The 18501-nt window shown below is 50.4% G+C and carries 17 protein-coding genes; 10 read left to right on the top strand and 7 right to left on the bottom strand.

The features are described from left to right. Window positions 1-7: 7 nt before the first annotated feature. Complete coding sequence (locus AB4876_RS10420; RefSeq protein WP_368381597.1) at window positions 8-1204, top strand: DUF1214 domain-containing protein; 1197 nt, start codon at window positions 8-10, stop codon at window positions 1202-1204. 80 nt (window positions 1205-1284) lie between these two features. Next, window positions 1285-2061 (top strand): SDR family NAD(P)-dependent oxidoreductase, encoded by a 777-nt coding sequence (locus tag AB4876_RS10425; RefSeq protein ID WP_301027459.1) that lies wholly within the window; start codon window positions 1285-1287, stop codon window positions 2059-2061. Between the two features lie 60 nt (window positions 2062-2121). On the opposite strand, the gene AB4876_RS10430 is transcribed toward AB4876_RS10425, so the two are convergent. Then, window positions 2122-3777 carry an electron transfer flavoprotein-ubiquinone oxidoreductase gene (locus tag AB4876_RS10430; RefSeq protein WP_368381598.1) on the bottom strand — a complete coding sequence of 552 codons (1656 nt, stop codon included), beginning with the start codon at window positions 3775-3777 and terminating at the stop codon, window positions 2122-2124. Between the two features lie 384 nt (window positions 3778-4161). Here AB4876_RS10430 and AB4876_RS10435 point away from each other — a divergent pair, with 384 nt between their 5' ends. The 3 genes from AB4876_RS10435 to AB4876_RS10445 all read left to right on the top strand — a co-directional run bounded on the left by AB4876_RS10435 (window position 4162) and on the right by AB4876_RS10445 (window position 6576). Further along, on the top strand, window positions 4162-4911 hold the full coding sequence (locus tag AB4876_RS10435) for an electron transfer flavoprotein subunit beta/FixA family protein (RefSeq protein WP_368381599.1): 750 nt from the start codon (window positions 4162-4164) through the stop codon (window positions 4909-4911). Then, complete coding sequence (locus tag AB4876_RS10440; protein ID WP_368381600.1) at window positions 4911-5840, top strand: electron transfer flavoprotein subunit alpha/FixB family protein; 930 nt, start codon at window positions 4911-4913, stop codon at window positions 5838-5840. Before AB4876_RS10435 ends, AB4876_RS10440 begins: the two co-directional genes overlap by 1 nt. Before the next feature lie 166 nt (window positions 5841-6006). Beyond that, on the top strand, window positions 6007-6576 hold the full coding sequence (locus AB4876_RS10445) for a YceI family protein (RefSeq protein ID WP_368381601.1): 570 nt from the start codon (window positions 6007-6009) through the stop codon (window positions 6574-6576). A gap of 24 nt (window positions 6577-6600) precedes the next feature. On the opposite strand, the gene AB4876_RS10450 is transcribed toward AB4876_RS10445, so the two are convergent. From AB4876_RS10450 to AB4876_RS10460, 3 genes are all read right to left on the bottom strand, one after another. After that, the gene (locus tag AB4876_RS10450) at window positions 6601-7767 is read right to left on the bottom strand and encodes a cation:proton antiporter (protein ID WP_368381602.1); all 1167 of its coding nucleotides are present in this window, start codon (window positions 7765-7767) and stop codon (window positions 6601-6603) included. 157 nt (window positions 7768-7924) lie between these two features. Further along, on the bottom strand, window positions 7925-8404 hold the full coding sequence (locus tag AB4876_RS10455; protein ID WP_368381603.1) for a DUF934 domain-containing protein: 480 nt from the start codon (window positions 8402-8404) through the stop codon (window positions 7925-7927). After that, window positions 8397-10040, bottom strand: coding sequence for a nitrite/sulfite reductase (locus tag AB4876_RS10460; protein ID WP_368381604.1), 1644 nt, complete (start codon window positions 10038-10040; stop codon window positions 8397-8399). Before AB4876_RS10460 ends, AB4876_RS10455 begins: the two co-directional genes overlap by 8 nt. 268 nt (window positions 10041-10308) lie before the next feature. On the opposite strand from AB4876_RS10460, the gene AB4876_RS10465 reads away from it, so the two are divergent. Then, on the top strand, window positions 10309-10440 hold the full coding sequence (locus AB4876_RS10465) for a hypothetical protein (RefSeq protein ID WP_368381605.1): 132 nt from the start codon (window positions 10309-10311) through the stop codon (window positions 10438-10440). Window positions 10441-10616: 176 nt separating this feature from the next. Here the strand turns inward: AB4876_RS10465 and AB4876_RS10470 are convergent, their stop codons facing one another. Together AB4876_RS10470 and metH are read right to left on the bottom strand one after the other, a co-directional pair. Continuing rightward, entirely contained in the window at window positions 10617-10847 is a 231-nt protein-coding gene (locus tag AB4876_RS10470; protein WP_368381606.1) for a DUF2970 domain-containing protein, read from the bottom strand. Window positions 10848-10942: 95 nt separating this feature from the next. Beyond that, on the bottom strand, window positions 10943-14641 hold the full coding sequence (metH, locus tag AB4876_RS10475; RefSeq protein WP_368381607.1) for a methionine synthase: 3699 nt from the start codon (window positions 14639-14641) through the stop codon (window positions 10943-10945). 149 nt (window positions 14642-14790) lie between these two features. On the opposite strand from metH, the gene nfuA reads away from it, so the two are divergent. The 4 genes from nfuA to AB4876_RS10495 all read left to right on the top strand — a co-directional run bounded on the left by nfuA (window position 14791) and on the right by AB4876_RS10495 (window position 17155). Further along, on the top strand, window positions 14791-15393 hold the full coding sequence (gene nfuA / locus AB4876_RS10480; protein ID WP_301027472.1) for a Fe-S biogenesis protein NfuA: 603 nt from the start codon (window positions 14791-14793) through the stop codon (window positions 15391-15393). Window positions 15394-15491: 98 nt separating this feature from the next. Beyond that, window positions 15492-15908: an acyl-CoA thioesterase gene (locus tag AB4876_RS10485; protein WP_368381608.1), complete on the top strand. Its 417-nt coding sequence runs from the start codon at window positions 15492-15494 to the stop codon at window positions 15906-15908. 3 nt (window positions 15909-15911) lie between these two features. Further along, entirely contained in the window at window positions 15912-16376 is a 465-nt protein-coding gene (locus tag AB4876_RS10490; protein ID WP_368381609.1) for a YchJ family protein, read from the top strand. Between the two features lie 35 nt (window positions 16377-16411). Continuing rightward, window positions 16412-17155, top strand: a complete 744-nt coding sequence (locus AB4876_RS10495) for an endonuclease/exonuclease/phosphatase family protein (protein ID WP_368381610.1) — start codon at window positions 16412-16414, stop codon at window positions 17153-17155. 191 nt (window positions 17156-17346) lie between these two features. On the opposite strand, the gene AB4876_RS10500 is transcribed toward AB4876_RS10495, so the two are convergent. After that, window positions 17347-18426, bottom strand: a complete 1080-nt coding sequence (locus AB4876_RS10500; RefSeq protein WP_301027475.1) for a 3-deoxy-7-phosphoheptulonate synthase — start codon at window positions 18424-18426, stop codon at window positions 17347-17349. Window positions 18427-18501 lie beyond the last annotated feature (75 nt).

An 18501-nucleotide genomic window follows, 5' to 3' on the forward strand; every position in this document is an offset into this window, starting at 1 on the left:
ATCGCTTATGAATAATGACACATTCGACGCATGGCGAGATCTGGCGCCGATGTCGCTAGACACCCCGGAAATTTGGGATGCCTTTAGCGAGGCGGTTAATGGGCTGAAAAGCTTTGTTTGGGACGACCCCCGAATTGACAGTGAAATGGCGCGGGCAGAGGGAGTTCGTTACCTGACGCGGCTGCTTGCTGGTGCCATTCCAATGACCATGGAGGCGTGGAATCCAGATTATCCAAGTTTGTTTACCTTTTTGACATCGCGCATCCAGTATGGGCTTCCCGCTGCGGATGCCTGTTATCAATGGGCGGCGACCCACGGCGATCACGTCTATCGCATCAAGGGCCAGCGCGGCAGTGCCCATATGTTGGATGTGGAATCCCGAGTAGGGCATTTTGCGCATATCAGCGGCTGGCAGCTGTGTGACCGGCGCGGCGATTTTGAAACTGATGACGACGGCAATATTGAAATTGTGTTGAGCCGAGAAGAGCAGCCAGGCAATTGGGTGAAAATACCCGAAGGGCTGGGCGATATTGTGTTTCGCCAATACTTCTACGACTGGGATAAGGAAGAGCCCGCGCGCTTGCAGATAAGCCGCGATGGCGCGCGTTATCCGGCGCCAGCGATTAGCCCAGAGACAATGGTAAACCGTACACAGCTGCTTATTGATTGGCTGAAAAACCTACCAGCCTTCTTTGCGCAGCAGTTAAACAGCTATTACGCCGTGCCGAGCAATACCATGATTATTGATGAAGTATCGATTGGTTGGGCTGATTTGCGTTATGGCAAGGCAGTTTACGAATGTGCTGAGGACGAAGCGCTCATTATAGAAGTAGTGCCACCGCAGGCGACTTATTGGAGCATTCAGCTATACAGCCAGTACTGGGATGCGCGGGACTGGAACTTGCGGCAAACCTCAATTAATGGTCATCAGGCTCAATTTAATAATGATGGCGTTTTTTGTGCAGTTATTTCCCACACAGATCCCGGTGTTGCCAATTGGCTTGATGCCGCCAAGCACACCATCGGTTTGCTGTCGCTGCGCTACTTTAGGGCTGAAACCCTGCCTGTGCCATCGATCCGGCGAGTTAAGTTGGCTGAGCTTGCGAATGCCCTAGCGCCTAATTGTCCAACCGTCTCCGTAGATGAGCGTAGCGAGTTGCTGCGCAAGCGAGCAGAAGCTGTTGTGCGCCGAGGCTGTTTATAAATTGATATTTTGCTAGCTAAGTGTCACGGCGATGTCGTGGCGCATTTATTTTCAGAAAATAATGAATAAAGGAAAATACTATGTCTTACATCGAAAATATGTTTTCAAACCAAGGTAAGGTCGCGCTGGTCACCGGGTCCGGTAGTGGCATGGGCGTCGCGTTTGCGCACGCGCTGGCTAAGTCGGGTGCCAAGGTGATTTGTGCGGCGCGGCGCTTAGATAAGGTGCAGCAAGTTGCCGATGAAATTAATGCGGCCGGAGGTACGGCCGCAGCACTCGCCCTGGATATTGGCGACACTGAGAGCGTAACGAATGTGTTTAATTGTGCTGAAGAAGTATTCGGTACAGTCGATATTTTGGTCAATAACGCGGGCCAAATTCAGTTTAAACCCTTTCCTGATATTGATGATGAAGAGTGGATAAATCTGCTCAATGTGAATCTGACTGGCACGATGCGTATGGCGCGGGAATTCTCTAAGCGCTTAATTGCGCTCGATAAGGCAGGGAGTATTATTAATGTTACCTCTGTCACTGGGATGCAAACCCTTAAAAATGTACCTTGCTATGGCAGTGTTAAAGCGGCTTTGAATCAATTAACCAAGCAGATAGCTGCGGATTTATTCGACACTAAAATTCGCTGCAATGCCATTGCGCCGGGTTATTTTATGACTGAAATGGTGGATTGGTATTTTGAAACTGAACAGGGTCAAGCCGAAGTCGCGCGGCTACCATCTAAGCGTATTGGCGATGTTAAAGAGCTAGAAGGCGCGCTGTTACTGCTTAGCAGTCAGGCCTCAAGCTTTATTAACGGGGCAGTGTTGCCAGTTGATTATGGCCACAGTGTTTTATTGGCGTAATCAAATAATAGGGCGCATAAAAAAGGGCAGCCTGAGCTGCCCTTTTTACGTTTTACGTACTCACATATTCGGGTAGTTGGGGCCGCCGAGGCCTTCTGGTGTTACCCAAATAATATTTTGCGCCGGATCTTTAATGTCGCAGGTTTTGCAATGCACGCAGTTCTGGCCATTGATCTGGAACTTAGGGGTGCCTTCGGCATCCTCAACAACTTCATATACGCCAGCAGGGCAGTAGCGCTGCGCTGGTTCTGCGTATTTTGGTAAATTGTCGCGGATTGGCAGCTCTGGGTCTTTTAAGGTCAGGTGGCAGGGCTGATCTTCCTCGTGGTTGGTATTTGATAGAAATACCGAGGTCAGACGGTCAAAGGTGATTTTGTTATCCGGCTTGGGGTAGGTAATTTTCTTACATTCTGCAGCCGGCTTCATCTCTGCGTGATCGGGGTGATCATCGCCCAAGGTCCAAGGCAATTTACCATTAAACAAATTAATGTCGACAAAGGCGTAGGCGGAACCGATCAAATTGCCCCATTTGTGCTGGGCTGGGCCAAAGTTGCGCTGATCGTGCAGCTCTTTATAAACAGAAGACTTTTCAAATTCTGTGGTGTATTCCCCCAGTTCTCGGCCTGTTGCTTCGTTTTCAGTGATGGCTTTATGAACCACTTCTGCGGCGATCATGCCAGATTTCATGGCGGTGTGGCTGCCTTTTATCTTGGCAAAGTTTAGGGTGCCGGCGTCACAGCCAATCAATAAGCCACCTGGGAAGGTCATTTTAGGCAGTGACTGCAAGCCGCCTTTGGCAATTGCGCGGGCGCCGTAAGAAATACGCTCGCCGCCTTCCAGGTATTGCATAACGGTAGGGTGCTTTTTAAAGCGCTGAAATTCTTCAAAAGGCGACAAATAAGGGTTGTCATAGCAAAGGTCGGTAATGAGACCAATCGACACTTGGTTGTCTTCAATATGGTAGAGGAAGCTACCGCCGGCGGCGCCATTTTCGGCCAGCGGCCAGCCCGCTGCGTGCATAACCTTGCCTTCAACGTGCTTGGCGGGGTCGATTTTCCATAGCTCTTTAATACCTAGGCCGTAGTGCTGGGGGTCTTTACCGGCATTTAGGTCAAACTTCTCCATTAGGCGTTTGCCGAGGTGGCCACGGCAGCCTTCTGCAAATAGGGTGTACTTGGCGTGTAACTCCATGCCTGGCATATAGCTGTCTTTCTCGCTGCCGTCAGCAGAAATGCCCATATCGCCGGTTACAACGCCTTTTACGCTGCCGTCTTCATGGAATAGTACATCTGACGCGGCGAAACCTGGGTAAATCTCGGCGCCCATGCCTTCGGCTTGTTCGGCCATCCAGCGGCACAAATTGCCTAGGCTAATAATATAATTGCCTTCGTTGTGCATGGTTTTGGGCACAGCAAAGCCTGGTACCTTGATGGCTTTTTCGGCACTGGTCATATAATAAATGTCGTCGCCAGTGACGGGGGTATTCAGTGGAGCGCCTTTTTCTTTCCAGTCGGGGAAGAGCTCGTTCAGTGCTGTAGGTTCGAAAACCGCACCAGAGAGAATGTGGGCACCAACCTCAGAGCCTTTTTCAACAACACAGACACTGATGTCTTTGCCGGTGCTTTCGCTCAATTGACGGATTCTACAAGCTGCCGCTAATCCGGCGGGGCCAGCCCCAACGATCAGGACATCAAATTCCATTGATTCGCGTTCCACAGACGTTCTCCTATGTATGCTAAGTAGCATTGCCCTTTAATGGGGCGATTTGTGGCTAATTAAAACGGTAAATTATAAAACCACGGGCTTTAAAACGCTACTTTATGCGTAGTTTAATTATAAATGTTTTATGGTAAATACAATTCGCTGCAGTAAAAAAATGTATTTAATTACAATGGCTTGCCAAATTTGCGCGTTATTAAGGTTAGCAGGCTTATAGACAGTATTTGTGTTGTGAATACCCTACTTTTATTGACCTTAGAGCGTATAAGCGTCAATATAACCGCGCTTTTTACCGAGGCATTGTCTGCTTGAATCTGAGTGCAGGTTCGCTGCGTAGGGGCAAAGCCATTTCATTCCATTTACGCGAGTACTGGGGAATCCATGAAGGTTCTGGTTGCTGTCAAACGAGTAGTTGACTACAACGTAAAAGTGCGTCCGAAATCGGACGGCACAGGCGTTGATCTGAATAATGTCAAAATGGCCATAAACCCATTTTGTGAAATTGCGATTGAAGAAGCTGTTCGCCTGAAAGAAAAAGGCGTAGTGACTGAGATTGTTGCTGTGTCTATCGGCGCAAAAGTCAGTCAGGAGCAAATCCGTACCGCTCTGGCACTGGGTGCTGATCGCGGTATTCTGGTAGAAACTGACGTAGAAGTTCAGCCCCTGGCAATAGCCAAGCTGCTGAAGGCCGTTTGCGATAAAGAACAGCCACAAATGGTTATTCTTGGTAAGCAGGCTATAGACGGTGATAACAACCAGACTGGTCAGATGCTGGCTGCCCTAACAGGCATGTCACAGGGCACGTTTGCCTCTGAGGTTGTGGTTGAAGGCGATAGCGTCACGGTAACTCGTGAAGTTGATAGTGGTTCACAGGTCGTTAAATTGTCACTGCCAGCGGTAGTCACTACTGATTTGCGCTTAAACGAGCCTCGTTACGCTTCACTGCCTAACATAATGAAGGCCAAGAAAAAGCCAATGGATGTGATGACACCTGAAGAATTGGGCATTGATGTCACTCCACGTGTCACTACGCTCAAAGTTGAGCCGCCAGCAGAACGTAAGGCTGGTATTAAGGTTGCGGATGTCGCTGAACTTGTTGATAAGCTGAAAAACGAGGCGAAGGTAATCTGATGAGTATTTTAATTCTTGCAGAACACGATAACGCCTCTATTAAAGGCGCTACGCTAAATACTGTTGCCGCTGCTAAAGCAATTGGTGGCGACATTGTGGTCCTAGTTGCTGGTGAAGCCTGTGGTGCAGCCGCAGAAGCCGCCGCAAAAATTGAAGGTGTTAGCAAAGTACTTGTTGCCGACAATGCTGCTTACGGCCATCAGTTGGCTGAAAATGTTAGCTTGTTGGTTGCTGAGCTTGGCAAAGACTTCAGTCACATTTTGGCTCCTGCTTCAACTTCTGGTAAAAACACTCTGCCACGTGCAGCGGCTTTGCTTGATGTTGCGCAGATCTCTGAAATCATCTCTGTAGAAAGCGCCGATACTTTTAAGCGTCCAATCTACGCAGGTAACGTTATTGCCACAGTGCAATCGTCTGATGCCATTAAAGTTATCACCGTGCGTACTACTGCGTTTGACGCTGTTTCTGCCGAAGGCGGCAGTGCAACAGTTGAAGCCGTTGCTAGTGCTCACGATGCGGGCACCTCTAGCTATGTTCGCGAAGAAGTTGCGAAGAGTGACCGTCCTGAACTGACTGCTGCAAGCGTTGTCGTTTCCGGTGGTCGCGGTATGCAGAATGGCGACAACTTTGCCATGCTGTACTCGCTAGCTGATAAGCTTGGCGCTGCCGTAGGTGCTTCGCGCGCTGCAGTTGATGCTGGCTTCGTACCTAACGATATGCAGGTTGGGCAAACGGGTAAAATCGTTGCTCCAGATCTGTACATCGCGATTGGTATTTCTGGCGCGATCCAGCATTTGGCTGGTATGAAAGACTCTAAAGTCATTGTTGCTATCAACAAAGACGAAGATGCACCTATCTTCCAAGTTGCTGACTACGGTCTGGTTGCTGACTTGTTTAATGCTGTACCAGAGCTTGATACTGCGCTTTAAGCGGTACTGTTCGAAAAAAAACCCGGTTTATACCGGGTTTTTTTTCGCCTGGTTATTCCGATACGGCTAATTGGTATTTGGAATGCTTGTTTGATCTATAACAAAATGCAAAGCTAATATCGGGGTATACTGCCTGAGTGATTGGATGTCTAAAGAGGGATGTGAGATGAAACAGTTGATGTATGTTTTGGTGCTGTGTTTGCAGCTTAGTGCGCTTAACGCTATGGAGTTGAAGGCCGACAGTTCGGTATTGAATTTTGTTGCGGTAAAAAATGATGCCTTTGCTGAAACAATGAGTTTTTCGAGTCTCTCGGGCAGTATTGATGATAAAACCGGTAAGGCTGAGATCCAAGTAGGCTTAAATAGTGTTGTTAGCGGTGTTGATATACGCAATGAAAGAATGCGTAAGTTCCTGTTTGAAACTGATAAATTTCCCGTTGCAAACTACCATGCTCAAGTAGATCTGGCGAGTTTAGCTGCCATGGCTGCAGGTGAGCAAAAAGCCGTGAAATTGCTTGGTGAGTTACAGATGCATGGTGTTAATGCGCCGGTGAATTTTGATGTGCTAGTAACTAAGCGTGGCGACGGTGCTTACCATGTCGCTACAGTTAGCCCTGGCTTTATCGATGCCCAGCGCTTTGGTTTAGTTGCCGGTGTCGGTAAATTGCGCAGCTTGGCAGGCTTAAATAATATTGATCTTATTGTGCCGGTTACTTTTTCTGTCATATTTGAGTAGTTGGCAGGGTGTCGCGACGGGGGTTTAGTCCCGTCGCAGCTTGTCTGAAATTCCAATTGGCGTAGGGTAGTTTAAAACCACGATATAAGACGATACGACAAAGCTGATAATGGCCGTAGCCTGAATCAGATGCGAGGCTTCACGGCCGATCAAGGCCATCTCTGTAGCAACATAGGCAATGAGCAGCGAAAACTCGCTAATTTGCCCCATTCTAAAACCCAAATCCCAAGCCAGTTTTTTAGTTTCACTCATGCCGTGGATTAAGTAGCGGAAAATAATAGGTTTGAGCACCAGCACCAGCGCGGCAAGAATAGACGCCGGTAAAATAATGTCGCTCAGCAAGCCCAAGTCGAAACGCGCCCCCAACGAAAAGAAAAACAGAATCAGGAAAAAATCCCGCAGCGGTTTAAGGCTTATCGCGATGTATTGGGATATCGGGCTGGTAGCAAGGCTAATACCACCAAGAAATGCACCTATTTCAGCAGACAAGCCCAGAGCATGGGCGGCTTCGGTCATGCCGAGGCACCAGCCGATGGCAAGCAGAAAAATATACTCGTGAAAGCGGTCAAAGCGGCTTAGCAGCGGCAGCAAAATAAAACGTACCGCTAAAAACGCAAAAGCAACCAAAGCGGGCAGGGCGATGAGGGCTTTAAATAGGTTTGTACCAGAAAACTCCCCAAGGCTCATGCTGAATAGAATCATCAGTACGAAGATCGCGATTAAATCTTGGAGCAGTAGTAAACCGACCATCAGCTCACCAGTGTGGCGGTGGTGTAAGGCGGTAGTTGGCAGTAGCTTAATGCCAATAATCGTACTGGAAAACATCATGGCGGCGCCAACCACCAAGCACTCATTCGTATCAAAACCAAAGCTAGCGGCGAGGGCGTAGCCTATTAAGGCAAAGGCCAGTGAGCTTACAAGGGCGACTACCGTGGCTTTTTTAAGTGTGCTGAGCAGCGCCTTGGGCTGCATGTCTAGGCCGAGTAAAAACAGCAAAAAGATAATGCCGAATTCGGCAATCTCGGCTAGCAGCTTTACGTCCGTTACCCAGCCAGTGCCGTGGGGGCCTATAATGGCGCCGAGGGCGATATAGGCAATGAGTAGCGGTTGCCGAGTGAATAGGGCGATTGAGGCGAGAACGGCCGCGCCACTAAATATTAGGAAAAACGACGATGTTAAACTCGCTTCCACGGCTTAAACCTCTTGGCGGGGCGGGTGAAGCTTCATAATCACATAAGCGCGCGTGGCTAAACAATAGCCACGCAGATTATTGGGGTTTATAAAGTCGAGACGTATAAAGCAAAATGCCGCCTATGGTGGCGGCATTTTGCAGGCTAGCACGCTGCGCTTAGCGGCGGCGAAAGATCGGCAGGCTTTGATCTATTGATGGCTGGTAGGCATCGCTAAAATCATTAAAGCTGGCCAGTGCCTCGTCAAGTTCGTCGCTTTGCAGCGCAAAACTATTGAAGCCGCAGCGCTTAAGGAAATACAGCTGGTCCCGCATAAAGTCGCCAATCGCGCGCAACTCGCCGTTAAAACCGTGCTGTTCGCGCAATTCGCGACCATAACTAAAACCGCGACCATCGGCAAACTTGGGGAAGTCTACCGCAATCAGCGCAAAGCTATTAATGTCGGCGCCCAAAAGTTTGGGGGACTGGTCGCTCGCTAAAAATACCGCGATATCACCAAGTGCCAGCAGTGCATCTTTATGTGCTTGCCACAGGCTTAAAGGCACGATGACGCCGCCGGTAGTTGGCAGGTTTTCGGTGTCGCGCCAAACCTGCCAGCTGTCCTCAACAACATTGAGGTCTTTAATAATCTTAGGCATATGCACGCTCCTTGAATGGGTCCATACCTACGCGGCGGAAGGTGTCTAAAAAGCGCTCTTCTGGTTGGCGAAGTGATACAAAGGTTTCGAGCACTTTTTCAATCACATTAGGCACCTCATCTTGGGCAAAGGAGGGCCCAAGAATCTTGCCGATCGAGGCGTCTAAGCCCTGACTGCCGCCAAGGGATACCTGATAAAACTCCTGACCTTTTTTGTCCACACCCAGAATACCGATGTTGCCAATGTGGTGGTGACCACAGGCGTTCATGCAACCCGAGATATTTAACTCTATTTCACCAAGGTCATAAACGTAGTCTAAATCTTCAAAACGACGCTGAATGGCTTCGGCAATGGGGATAGACTTGGCATTAGCCAGCGAGCAGAAGTCGCCGCCGGGGCAGCAAATAATATCGTTTAATGTGCCAACTACAGGGGCAGCGACCTCTAATTCAACCAGCTCTTTCCACAGCGCGAATAATTCTTGCTGGCGAACATCCGGCAGTACAATATTTTGTTGATGGGTGCTGCGAATTTCGCCAAAGCCGTAGCGCTCGCCTAAATCGGCAATCACTTCCAGCTGCTCTGCTGTCACATCGCCAGGGGCGACGCCAGTGGTTTTAAGCGCCAAGGTCACAATGCGATAGCCCGCAACTTTGTGAGCGTGGGTGTTGTGCTGCAACCAGCGCGCAAAGTCGGCATTTTCCAAGGCAAGGGCTTGCATGTCTTGCTGTGGCAGGGATTCGTATGCTGGTGGCTGAAAGAAGGACTGCGCGCGGCTGATTTCTTCATCGGTCAGGCTCAGGGCGCCGTCTTTAATATGCGCCCATTCTTTCTCGACGTCGGCTTTAAACGCCTCTGCGCCCATAGCGCGCACCAATATTTTGATACGGGCCTTAAATTTATTGTCGCGGCGACCCAACTGGTTATAGACCCGCAAAATCGCTTCAAGATAGGTCAGCAAATGCTTAGGTTCTAGGGCTTCGTTAATTACGCTGCCAATAACGGGGGTACGACCCAAGCCGCCGCCAACAATCACCTTAAAGGCGGTGTTGCCGGCAGCGTCTTTAATAATTTGCAGACCAATATCGTGCACCATAACTGCGGCGCGATCAGACTCTGAGCCACACACCGCAATTTTGAATTTACGTGGCAAAAATGCAAGCTCAGGGTGAAAGGTCGACCACTGGCGAATAATTTCGCAGTAGGCGCGAGCGTCTTCAATCTCGTCGGCGGCAACGCCAGAAAACTGGTCTGCGGTTACGTTACGGATACAGTTACCGCTGGTTTGCACGGCGTGCATCTCTACTTCGGCAAGCTCTTCCAAAATATCGGGCACTTCTTCTAGCTTGGGCCAGTTCAGCTGCACATTTTGGCGGGTGCTGATGTGAGCGTAGCCTTTATCGTATTTGCGGCTGATCGCGGCTAATTTGCGCAACTGCTCGGCATTGAGGGTGCCGTAAGGCACGGCGATGCGCAGCATGGGCGCAAGGCGCTGAATATAGAGGCCATTCTGCAAACGCAAAGGCAGAAACTGCTCATCGGTAATTTTACCTGCGAGATAGCGTTGGGTTTGGTCGCGAAACTGCGCGACACGCTGACTGACAAGCTGACGGTCAAAGTGGTCGTAAGCGTACATAGAAACCTTTGTCGTAAGTGTTTAGGCGGGTCAATACTGCTCGTTTAGGCATGTAATTAGCTTGAGCCGATTTGTAGCGGGCTTAATGGTAAAGGCAATGGAGCGTATTCGCTAACGAATTTTCTGGGTAATGCTTATGCGTAGGGTCGATAAGACACGTTATTGCTTGTAAATTAGCTCAACCACGAAGAGTTTTCTTGCTACAATGCCGGCTGAATTTTTATGCCGAATTTCGGTTTCCCAAATCAATCTTATTCAAGAGGCTATTATGTCTGATCATACGTCTGAGCAAACCGAAGAGCAACGCGGCGACAACTTCGCTGATGCCTGCGCCGCAATTGCCATTTTAACCCTGGTTGTTGGCACTGCTGTGTACTGGTTGGCTGGCATGCCTTCTTAATTAGTTACTGAGTGAGAGGCCGGCGCAGGTTGAAGCGCTGTCCTTAAACGTTAAAATCCTCGCTTTTTAGCGGGGATTTTAACGTTTTGGAGGATGTGGTTTTAAGGTGCATCTATTAAGCGGGGTTTTTAAAAAAAGCCCACTTAATGTCGGGGCGCTGATTGGCGCTGTAAATTTTAACCAGCTTGTTTCAACACCACTTGCACAACCGTTACCACGCCGGCGATAAACAAGCCGACAAAAATAATAGCGGTAATGATGTAGTTACGTAAGCGACCGTGCTTGAAATCGCGCTCGCGGTTGCGACTGCTTTGTACGCCAAAGGCGCCAGAGAGTATGCTGCCAACTATTGAGAAGGTGCTTGGTTTGCGGCCTTCCTTTTGCTCGTCTTGTTTGTCTTCGCTCATGGTTTATACCCTTTAAGCTTATTTGCCCGAGGAAGTTTTGGCGGCTGAGACTGGTAGTGAAACCGGTCTCAGCCGCCGCTAGCACGCCTGAGCCGCTATGGATCGTAATCCAAGTTAGGCGACAGCCAGCGTTCCATGGTTTTCATTTCCATGCCCTTGCGGGCGGCAATGTCTTCGACTTGGTCTTTACCAATTTTGCCTACGGCAAAGTAGCGCGACTGTGGGTGGGAGTAGTAAAAACCACTCACCGCTGCCGCGGGGTGCATGGCAAGGCTCTCGGTTAGGATGATGCCGGTTTCACTGGTCGCATTAAGCAAGCGGAATAGGGCTTCTTTCTCAGTGTGATCTGGGCAGGCGGGGTAGCCTGGCGCTGGTCGAATACCGCGGTACTTCTCTTTGATTAATTCTTCGTTGCTGAGGCTTTCATCGCTGGCGTAGGGCCAGTATTCCTTGCGCACCCGCAAATGCAGGTGTTCGGCAAAGGATTCTGCTAGACGGTCGGCCAGTGCCTTAATCATGATGGCGCTGTAGTCGTCGTTGGCTGCGATAAATTTATCGGCCAGCTCGTCGGCGCCCAAGCCGGTAGTGACTGCAAAGCCGCCGATATAATCGGTTTTACCGCTGTCGGCGGGGGCGATGTAGTCAGCTAGGCTCATGTGTGGCTTGTCGTCGGGCTTTTGGGCCTGCTGGCGCAGCTGGTGTAGGGTTTCAATTACTGCCGAGCCATCGGGGTTCATTACCGTGATGTCATCGGCGCCGCTGCGCTGGGCAGGCCAAAAACCGATAATGCCATTAGCCTGTAACAGTTTTTCTTTAATGATGCGGTCGAGCATGCGCTGGCCGTCGTCGAATAAATTACGCGCGGCTTCGCCTACGGTCTCATCGTCGAGAATTTTGGGGTATTTACCGGCCAAGCCCCAAGATATAAAGAACGGCGTCCAGTCGATAGTTTCGCGCAGGGTTTCGAGGGGGTAGTCCTCAAAGGTGCGTGTGCCCAAGAAGCTGGGTGCTGGCGGCGTGTAATTGGCCCAGTCGGTCACAAAGGCGTTTTCGCAAGCCATCGGATACGTTAATAAGCGTTTTTTGCCCTGACTTCCGGCACGGCGGGCGCGAACCCGCTCGTATTCGTCTTTGCGCTCGGCGACAAAATCGGCCTTCATGTCTTCACTGATGAGCTGGGTGGCAACCGCCACGCTACGCGAGGCATCGGGCACATAGACCACGGCGTCATTTTGGTATTTGGGCTCGATCTTAACTGCAGTATGGGCTTTCGAGGTGGTCGCGCCGCCGATCATTAAGGGAATGGTCATTCCTTGGCGCTGCATTTCGCTGGCAACGTGCACCATTTCGTCTAGCGATGGGGTAATGAGTCCGCTCAGGCCAATGATATCGACATTCTCGCGCTTGGCGGTTTCGAGTATTTTGTCGCAAGACACCATAACCCCAAGGTCGATAACCTCAAAGTTATTACACTGCAGCACCACGCCTACGATATTTTTACCGATATCGTGAACATCGCCTTTTACCGTGGCCATTAACACCCGGCCATTGGCTTTGGCACCAACCGCTTTACTGGCTTCAATAAAGGGGTTGAGGTAGGCCACCGCTTGTTTCATTACCCGCGCCGATTTAACCACCTGGGGCAGGAACATTTTGCCGTCGCCGAATAAGTCGCCAACCACGTTCATGCCGTCCATCAAGGCGCCCTCGATAACGTCGATGGGCTTAACAGCGGCGGCGCGGGCGACTTCGGCGTCTTCTTCAATATAGGTCGAGATGCCTTTGACCAGGGCGTGTTCAATGCGTTTTTCAACTGGCCATTCGCGCCATGTCAGGTCTTCTTTGTTTTCTGCGGTTGAGCCGTCGCCGCGGTATTTGTCGGCGATATTCAGCAGGCGCTCGGTACTGTCATCGCGCCGGTTTAGAATAACGTCTTCAACGTGATCTCTAAGTTCTTTCGGCAGATCATCGTATATCGCTAACTGGCTGGCGTTAACGATGCCCATGTCCATGCCTGCTTTAATTGCGTGGTAGAGGAACACGGAGTGAATTGCTTCGCGGACGGGGTTGTTGCCCCTGAACGAGAAAGAAACGTTAGATACGCCGCCAGACACCATGGCATAGGGCAGCTCTTTTTTGATGTAAGCAGTGGCTTCGATAAAGTCGACGGCGTAATTGTTATGCTCGTCGATGCCCGTGGCCACGGCAAAGATGTTGGGGTCGAATATGATGTCTTGGGGTGGGAAGCCAATTTCATTGACCAGAATTTCGTAGCTGCGTTTGCAAATTTCCGCTTTGCGCTTAAACGTGTCCGCTTGGCCGTCTTCATCGAAGGCCATAACCACCACAGCGGCGCCGTACTTCATGCAGGCGCGGGCGCGATCGCGAAACTCGTCTTCACCTTCTTTCATTGAAATGGAGTTAACGATTGGCTTGCCCTGAATACACTTTAGGCCTGCTTCGATGACGTCCCACTTCGAAGAGTCGACCATAATCGGTACCCGGCAGATATCCGGTTCTGAAGCAATAAGGTTCAAAAAGGTGACAATGGCGTGTTCGGCGTCGAGCATGCCTTCGTCCATGTTGATGTCGATCACCTGGGCGCCGTTTTCGACCTGCTGACGGGCTACCGAGAGGGCCGCGTCGTAGTCGTTTTCTAAGATTAGACGTTTAAATACCGCAGAACCGGTGACGTTGCAGCGCTCGCCGACGTTTACAAACAGCGAGTTGGCGTCGATATGAAAGGGCTCTAAGCCCGATAGTCGGCAAATCGGCTCGCGCTGGGGCAGGGGGCGCGGCGCAATGCCGTCCATCGCCGCGCCAATCGCCTCGATATGCGCAGGAGTCGTACCGCAGCAACCGCCGACCAAATTGAGGAAGCCGCGCTCGGCAAACTCTTTTAACTCGCCGTGCATGTCTTCTGGGGTTTCGTCGTACTCGCCAAATTCATTGGGCAGGCCAGCGTTGAAATGGCCGCTAAAATAACAGTCAGACGCTTCGCAGAGTTCTTCTACAAATGGGCGTATTTCGCTGAACCGTCTGCCACAGTTGGTGCCGATGATCAGTGGCTTGGCGTGGGCAATGGAGTTCCAGAACGCGGTTGGCGTTTGTCCAGACAAGGTGCGGCCACTGGTGTCGGGGAAAGTCACCGAGATCATGATTGGTCGCTCGTCGCCGGTGTCTTCAAAATATTGCAGCACTGCATAGACAGCGGCTTTGGCATTGAGACTGTCGAAAATTGTCTCAATCATCAAAATATCGGCGCCGCCGGTAATCAGGCCGCGAGTAGCTGCGTAGTAATTCTCAACTAATTCATCAAAGTTAGTATTGCGCGCGCCGGGGTCGTTTACATCGGGCGAAATAGAGGCCGTGCGCGGGGTGGGCCCAATAACACCGGCAACAAAGCGGGGCTTGTCGGGGTTGAGCGCAGTTGCAGCATCTGCCACTTCTCGGGCCAGCTCAGCGCCAACGCGGTTTAGTTCCTCGGCAATCTCTTGTAGGTCGTAATCGCCCTGGGCAATCGCGGTCGAGTTAAAGGTGTTAGTCTCGATAACATCAGCGCCAGAATCGAGGTAGGCCTGATGGATTTCGCGGATGACGTCGGGGCGAGTCAGGGTGAGCAGGTCGTTATTGCCCTTGAGGTCGGTGTGGAAATCGGCAAAGCGCGCACCGCGATAGTCGGCCTCTTCCAGCTTGTAGCTTTGAATCAAGCTGCCCATAGCGCCGTCAATTACCAATATGCGGTTTTTGAGGGCTGTAGTAAGTAGGGCGGTGCGGGAAGTAGACTGACTCATGAATATCCTGATAATTTTAAGCGTAATTAGCAAAAGCGCTGCGCGGACTGTGGCCGGCATGGGCTTCGTGGTAAACTACGCAATTCTAACAGATACTCGGCCCAGCATAGAAATTGTTTGGCAAAACAGCGGGATATACAGAGGTTATTATGTCTACAGAGCAAACAGCCGTTAATTTGACGATTACAGAGTCTGCCCAGGACTATCTGGCCGAATTGCTAGCAAAGCAAGACGACGTCATTGGTGTGCGGGTGTTCATTACGCAGCCAGGTACGCCCAAGGCGGAAACCTGTATTGCCTATTGCCGTGACGGCGATCTAAACGACGCCGATATCATACGGGACTACCCTAAGTTTAAGGCCTATTTTGATGGCCGCAGTGTGCCATTTCTCGACGAAGGTTTTATCGATTACGCTAGCGACCGCATGGGTGGCCAGCTAACTATTAAAGCACCAAACGCCCGTCTGCCAAGGGTTAGCGAAGACAGCCCACTAGAAGATCAGATTAACTACGTGCTTTACAACGAAGTGAATCCATCTTTGGCTGCCCATGGCGGCGAAGTGTCGCTACTGGAAATTACCGAAGACAAATTGGCTGTGCTCAAATTTGGTGGCGGCTGTCAGGGTTGTGGCATGGTTGACGTAACCCTTAAAGAAGGCGTTGAAAAGACCTTGTTAGAGAAGGTGCCAGGCCTCGCCGGTGTTAAAGACAGCACCGATCACACTAATACCGATAATGCTTACTTTAAATAGTCATTACATTGCGCTTCGGTGCTGACTACCGACGCGGACTGACTATCAGCACGAATCCCGGCCCCCTCAGTGGGTCGGGTATACCAAGGAATCCCCCCATGCAGCTTCAACACTCCCGCACTGATATTCAGGTGCGTTTTTCTGATCTGGATATTATCGGTCATGTCTCTAATAGTTATTACGCACAGTACTTTGATCTGGCGCGAGTGACGTTTTTTCGGCAAATCGCCAAGCAGCTGGGTCGCGATAATCCATCGTATGTGGTGGCGAGCGTTAAAATGGATATGTTGCGTGAGATTTGCTTTGACGACACTGTGGTCGTCGATACTTGGTGCTCACGTATTGGCACCAAAAGCATGACCATTGAGCATCGTATTTACGCCAATGGCGAAAAAGCCACTACGTGCCAAACGGTTTTGGTGGGCTTTGATCGTGAGAGCCGCAGCGCGAAAGCCCTGCCGACCGACTGGGAAGTCAGTGATGTTAGCGCAGTCATACCGCCGAGTAAGGCTTAAGCCTTGAATTGTTATTGCGGCAGTGACCTCGAGTTTCACGAATGCTGTGAACCTTATATTAGCGGTGCGCGGCTAGCGCCAACCGCCGAGGCCTTGATGCGCTCACGCTATAGTGCGTTTAGCGTTGGCAATGCCGCGTATTTATTGGCAAGTCTTCATCCCAGCAAGCGGGTATCAGAAACTCGCGAGAGTTTAGAGCAGAGCTTTAGTGGCACGCAGTGGTGCAGTTTGCGGATTATATCCACAAGTAGCGGTGGGGTCGGGCAGCCCAGCGGCCAAGTCGAATTTCTTGCTTTTTACCGCAGTGGCGAAGAAATTGGTCAATTACATGAGCGTTCGCGTTTTGTCTGTGAAAACAATCAGTGGCTATACTGTGATGGCGACATGCTGCCGGCCTTGAAATTAGGTCGCAATGATAACTGCTGGTGCGGCAGCGGCCTGAAACTAAAGAAGTGCCATCCTGACTAAGGGGCTATGTTCCTTTCCGACAGAGTAGCGTATTGATGACAGTAATAAGAGTTTTGTCTTATAACGTCCACAAGGGCTTTTGCTCGGCAAATCGTCAGTTTTTGCTTGATCAGATCCGCGAGAGTATTCGCAGTGTTGATGCAGAGCTGGTCTTTCTTCAGGAAGTAGTTGGCGAAAATAGCCAACACGCAGAGCGCCATGTCGATTGGGTTGATGAGAGTCAATTTGAGTACCTCGCAGATACCGTGTGGCCGCACTTTGCCTACGGCAAAAATGCGGTTTACGACCACGGTCATCACGGCAATGCCATTCTTAGTAAATACCCTATCCTGAACAGTGAAAATGTCGATATTTCCCTATATCGCCGCTCCCAGCGGGGTTTATTGCTGAGCGTAATAGAACCGGGCATCTATGTAATTTGTGTACATATGGGCTTATTGGGTTGGGAGCGTCACCAGCAATTTAATTTGCTCACTAAATTAATAAATGAAAAAGTACCCAAAGATGCGCCGCTGATTATCGCCGGTGATTTTAATGATTGGAGCGGCGCCCTGCATTTGCGGTTTAAACACAGCTTGAAGCTGCGCGAGGCCTCGCTGCAAGCCAATGGTAAGCTGGCCAAAACCTTTCCGGCTAAGCGGCCGATATTGCGACTAGATCGCATTTATTTTCGGGGTTTTCAGGCGCTCTCTGCTAAGCGCTTAAGCGGCGAGCCATGGCGTTCGCTGTCGGATCATTGCGGGCTATACGCCGAGCTCAAACTGCACTTGCCGGTGTAATAACAAAAGCAGGCTGCTAACAGCGTTAAGCAAAAAAAAGCCCCGATAAATCGGGGCATAAAAACCTTGAGCATCAAGGTGTAGAAGCACCTGTCTTACGCTGCGATGCTTATCTTGGATCACCTAGATGACGGAAAAATGAAAAAAGCGCCCGAAGGCGCTTTTTATACTGCTATGTGTGCTCGTTGCTATTAACGTGCGCGTTTTGGCAGTACGTCTTTCAAACGCTCGCGCATAGTGCGCAATGCGGTTTCGGTTTCGTCCCAGCCAATACAGCCATCGGTAACCGATACGCCGTAAGCAAGCTTCGACAGGTCTTCAGGAATGCTTTGATTGCCTGCGTTGATGTTGCTCTCAACCATCAAACCAACAATCGAAGTGTTGCCCTCAATCACTTGGTTCGCCACATTTTCGATAACCAGCGGCTGCAATTGCGGCTGCTTGCTCGAGTTCGCATGGCTGCAATCGACCATGATGTTGAGCGGAATGCCGGCCTTGGTCAGTTCTGCTTCGCATAATTTAATATGCACAGAGTCGTAGTTGGGGCCTTGGCTGCCACCGCGAAGTACTATGTGGGTGTAGGCATTGCCGGTGGTGTGAATAACCGCGACCTGGCCTTCGCCATTAATGCCCAGAAAACGGTGGGGTTTAACGGCTGAGCCAATCGCGTTAACCGCAACGGTTAAGCCACCGTCGGTGCCGTTTTTAAAGCCAACCGCAGAAGACAGGCCACTGGCCATTTCGCGGTGGGTTTGTGATTCGGTAGTGCGCGCGCCAATGGCAGACCAAGCAATGCAGTCTTGCAGGTATTGTGGCGAAATTGGGTCTAAGGCCTCGGTAGAGGTCGGTAGGCCCAGCTCACTGATGTCGAGCAGTAATTTACGACCAATATGCAGACCTTCTTCAATCTTGAAGGTGTCATTCAAGTAAGGATCGTTGATTAAGCCTTTCCAGCCCACAGTGGTACGGGGCTTCTCAAAATACACGCGCATAATAATAACGAGGGTGTCGCTGACTTCATCGGCCAGCACTTTTAAGCGCTTGGCGTAGTCCATAGCCGCGTCAACATCGTGAATAGAGCAGGGGCCAACAACCACAAACATGCGGTGATCTTTGCCGTCGAGAATATCTCTAACGGTGTCGCGGCCCTGAGTCACGATCTCTTTGGCGCGATCGCTCATTGGCAGCGCGGCTTTTAAACGTGCTGGAGTAATCAGCACTTCCTGTGCAGTGACGTTTACGTTTTCAATCTTTTTTTCGATGCTAGACATAAGCCTTCCGGTTAGGCGGATAGTATAAAATACGCTAAGCGGATCATTCTAACTGAAAATAGCGGCAATTGAATA

Source organism: Zhongshania guokunii, assembly GCF_040892635.1.
Lineage (GTDB): Bacteria > Pseudomonadota > Gammaproteobacteria > Pseudomonadales > Spongiibacteraceae > Spongiibacter > Spongiibacter guokunii.

Bases quoted from the DNA above. Each gene is read 5' to 3' on its own strand.
- AB4876_RS10460 (WP_368381604.1), bottom strand. From the start codon at position 10,040: ATGTACGCTTACGACCACTTTGACCGTCAGCTTGTCAGTCAGCGTGTC.
- AB4876_RS10440 (WP_368381600.1), top strand. From the start codon at position 4,911: ATGAGTATTTTAATTCTTGCAGAACACGATAACGCCTCTATTAAAGGC.
- AB4876_RS10500 (WP_301027475.1), bottom strand. From the start codon at position 18,426: ATGTCTAGCATCGAAAAAAAGATTGAAAACGTAAACGTCACTGCACAG.
- AB4876_RS10465 (WP_368381605.1), top strand. From the start codon at position 10,309: ATGTCTGATCATACGTCTGAGCAAACCGAAGAGCAACGCGGCGACAAC.
- AB4876_RS10445 (WP_368381601.1), top strand. From the start codon at position 6,007: ATGAAACAGTTGATGTATGTTTTGGTGCTGTGTTTGCAGCTTAGTGCG.
- metH (WP_368381607.1), bottom strand. From the start codon at position 14,641: ATGAGTCAGTCTACTTCCCGCACCGCCCTACTTACTACAGCCCTCAAA.
- AB4876_RS10495 (WP_368381610.1), top strand. From the start codon at position 16,412: ATGACAGTAATAAGAGTTTTGTCTTATAACGTCCACAAGGGCTTTTGC.
- AB4876_RS10470 (WP_368381606.1), bottom strand. From the start codon at position 10,847: ATGAGCGAAGACAAACAAGACGAGCAAAAGGAAGGCCGCAAACCAAGC.
- AB4876_RS10455 (WP_368381603.1), bottom strand. From the start codon at position 8,404: ATGCCTAAGATTATTAAAGACCTCAATGTTGTTGAGGACAGCTGGCAG.
- nfuA (WP_301027472.1), top strand. From the start codon at position 14,791: ATGTCTACAGAGCAAACAGCCGTTAATTTGACGATTACAGAGTCTGCC.
- AB4876_RS10425 (WP_301027459.1), top strand. From the start codon at position 1,285: ATGTCTTACATCGAAAATATGTTTTCAAACCAAGGTAAGGTCGCGCTG.
- AB4876_RS10420 (WP_368381597.1), top strand. From the start codon at position 8: ATGAATAATGACACATTCGACGCATGGCGAGATCTGGCGCCGATGTCG.
- AB4876_RS10485 (WP_368381608.1), top strand. From the start codon at position 15,492: ATGCAGCTTCAACACTCCCGCACTGATATTCAGGTGCGTTTTTCTGAT.
- AB4876_RS10435 (WP_368381599.1), top strand. From the start codon at position 4,162: ATGAAGGTTCTGGTTGCTGTCAAACGAGTAGTTGACTACAACGTAAAA.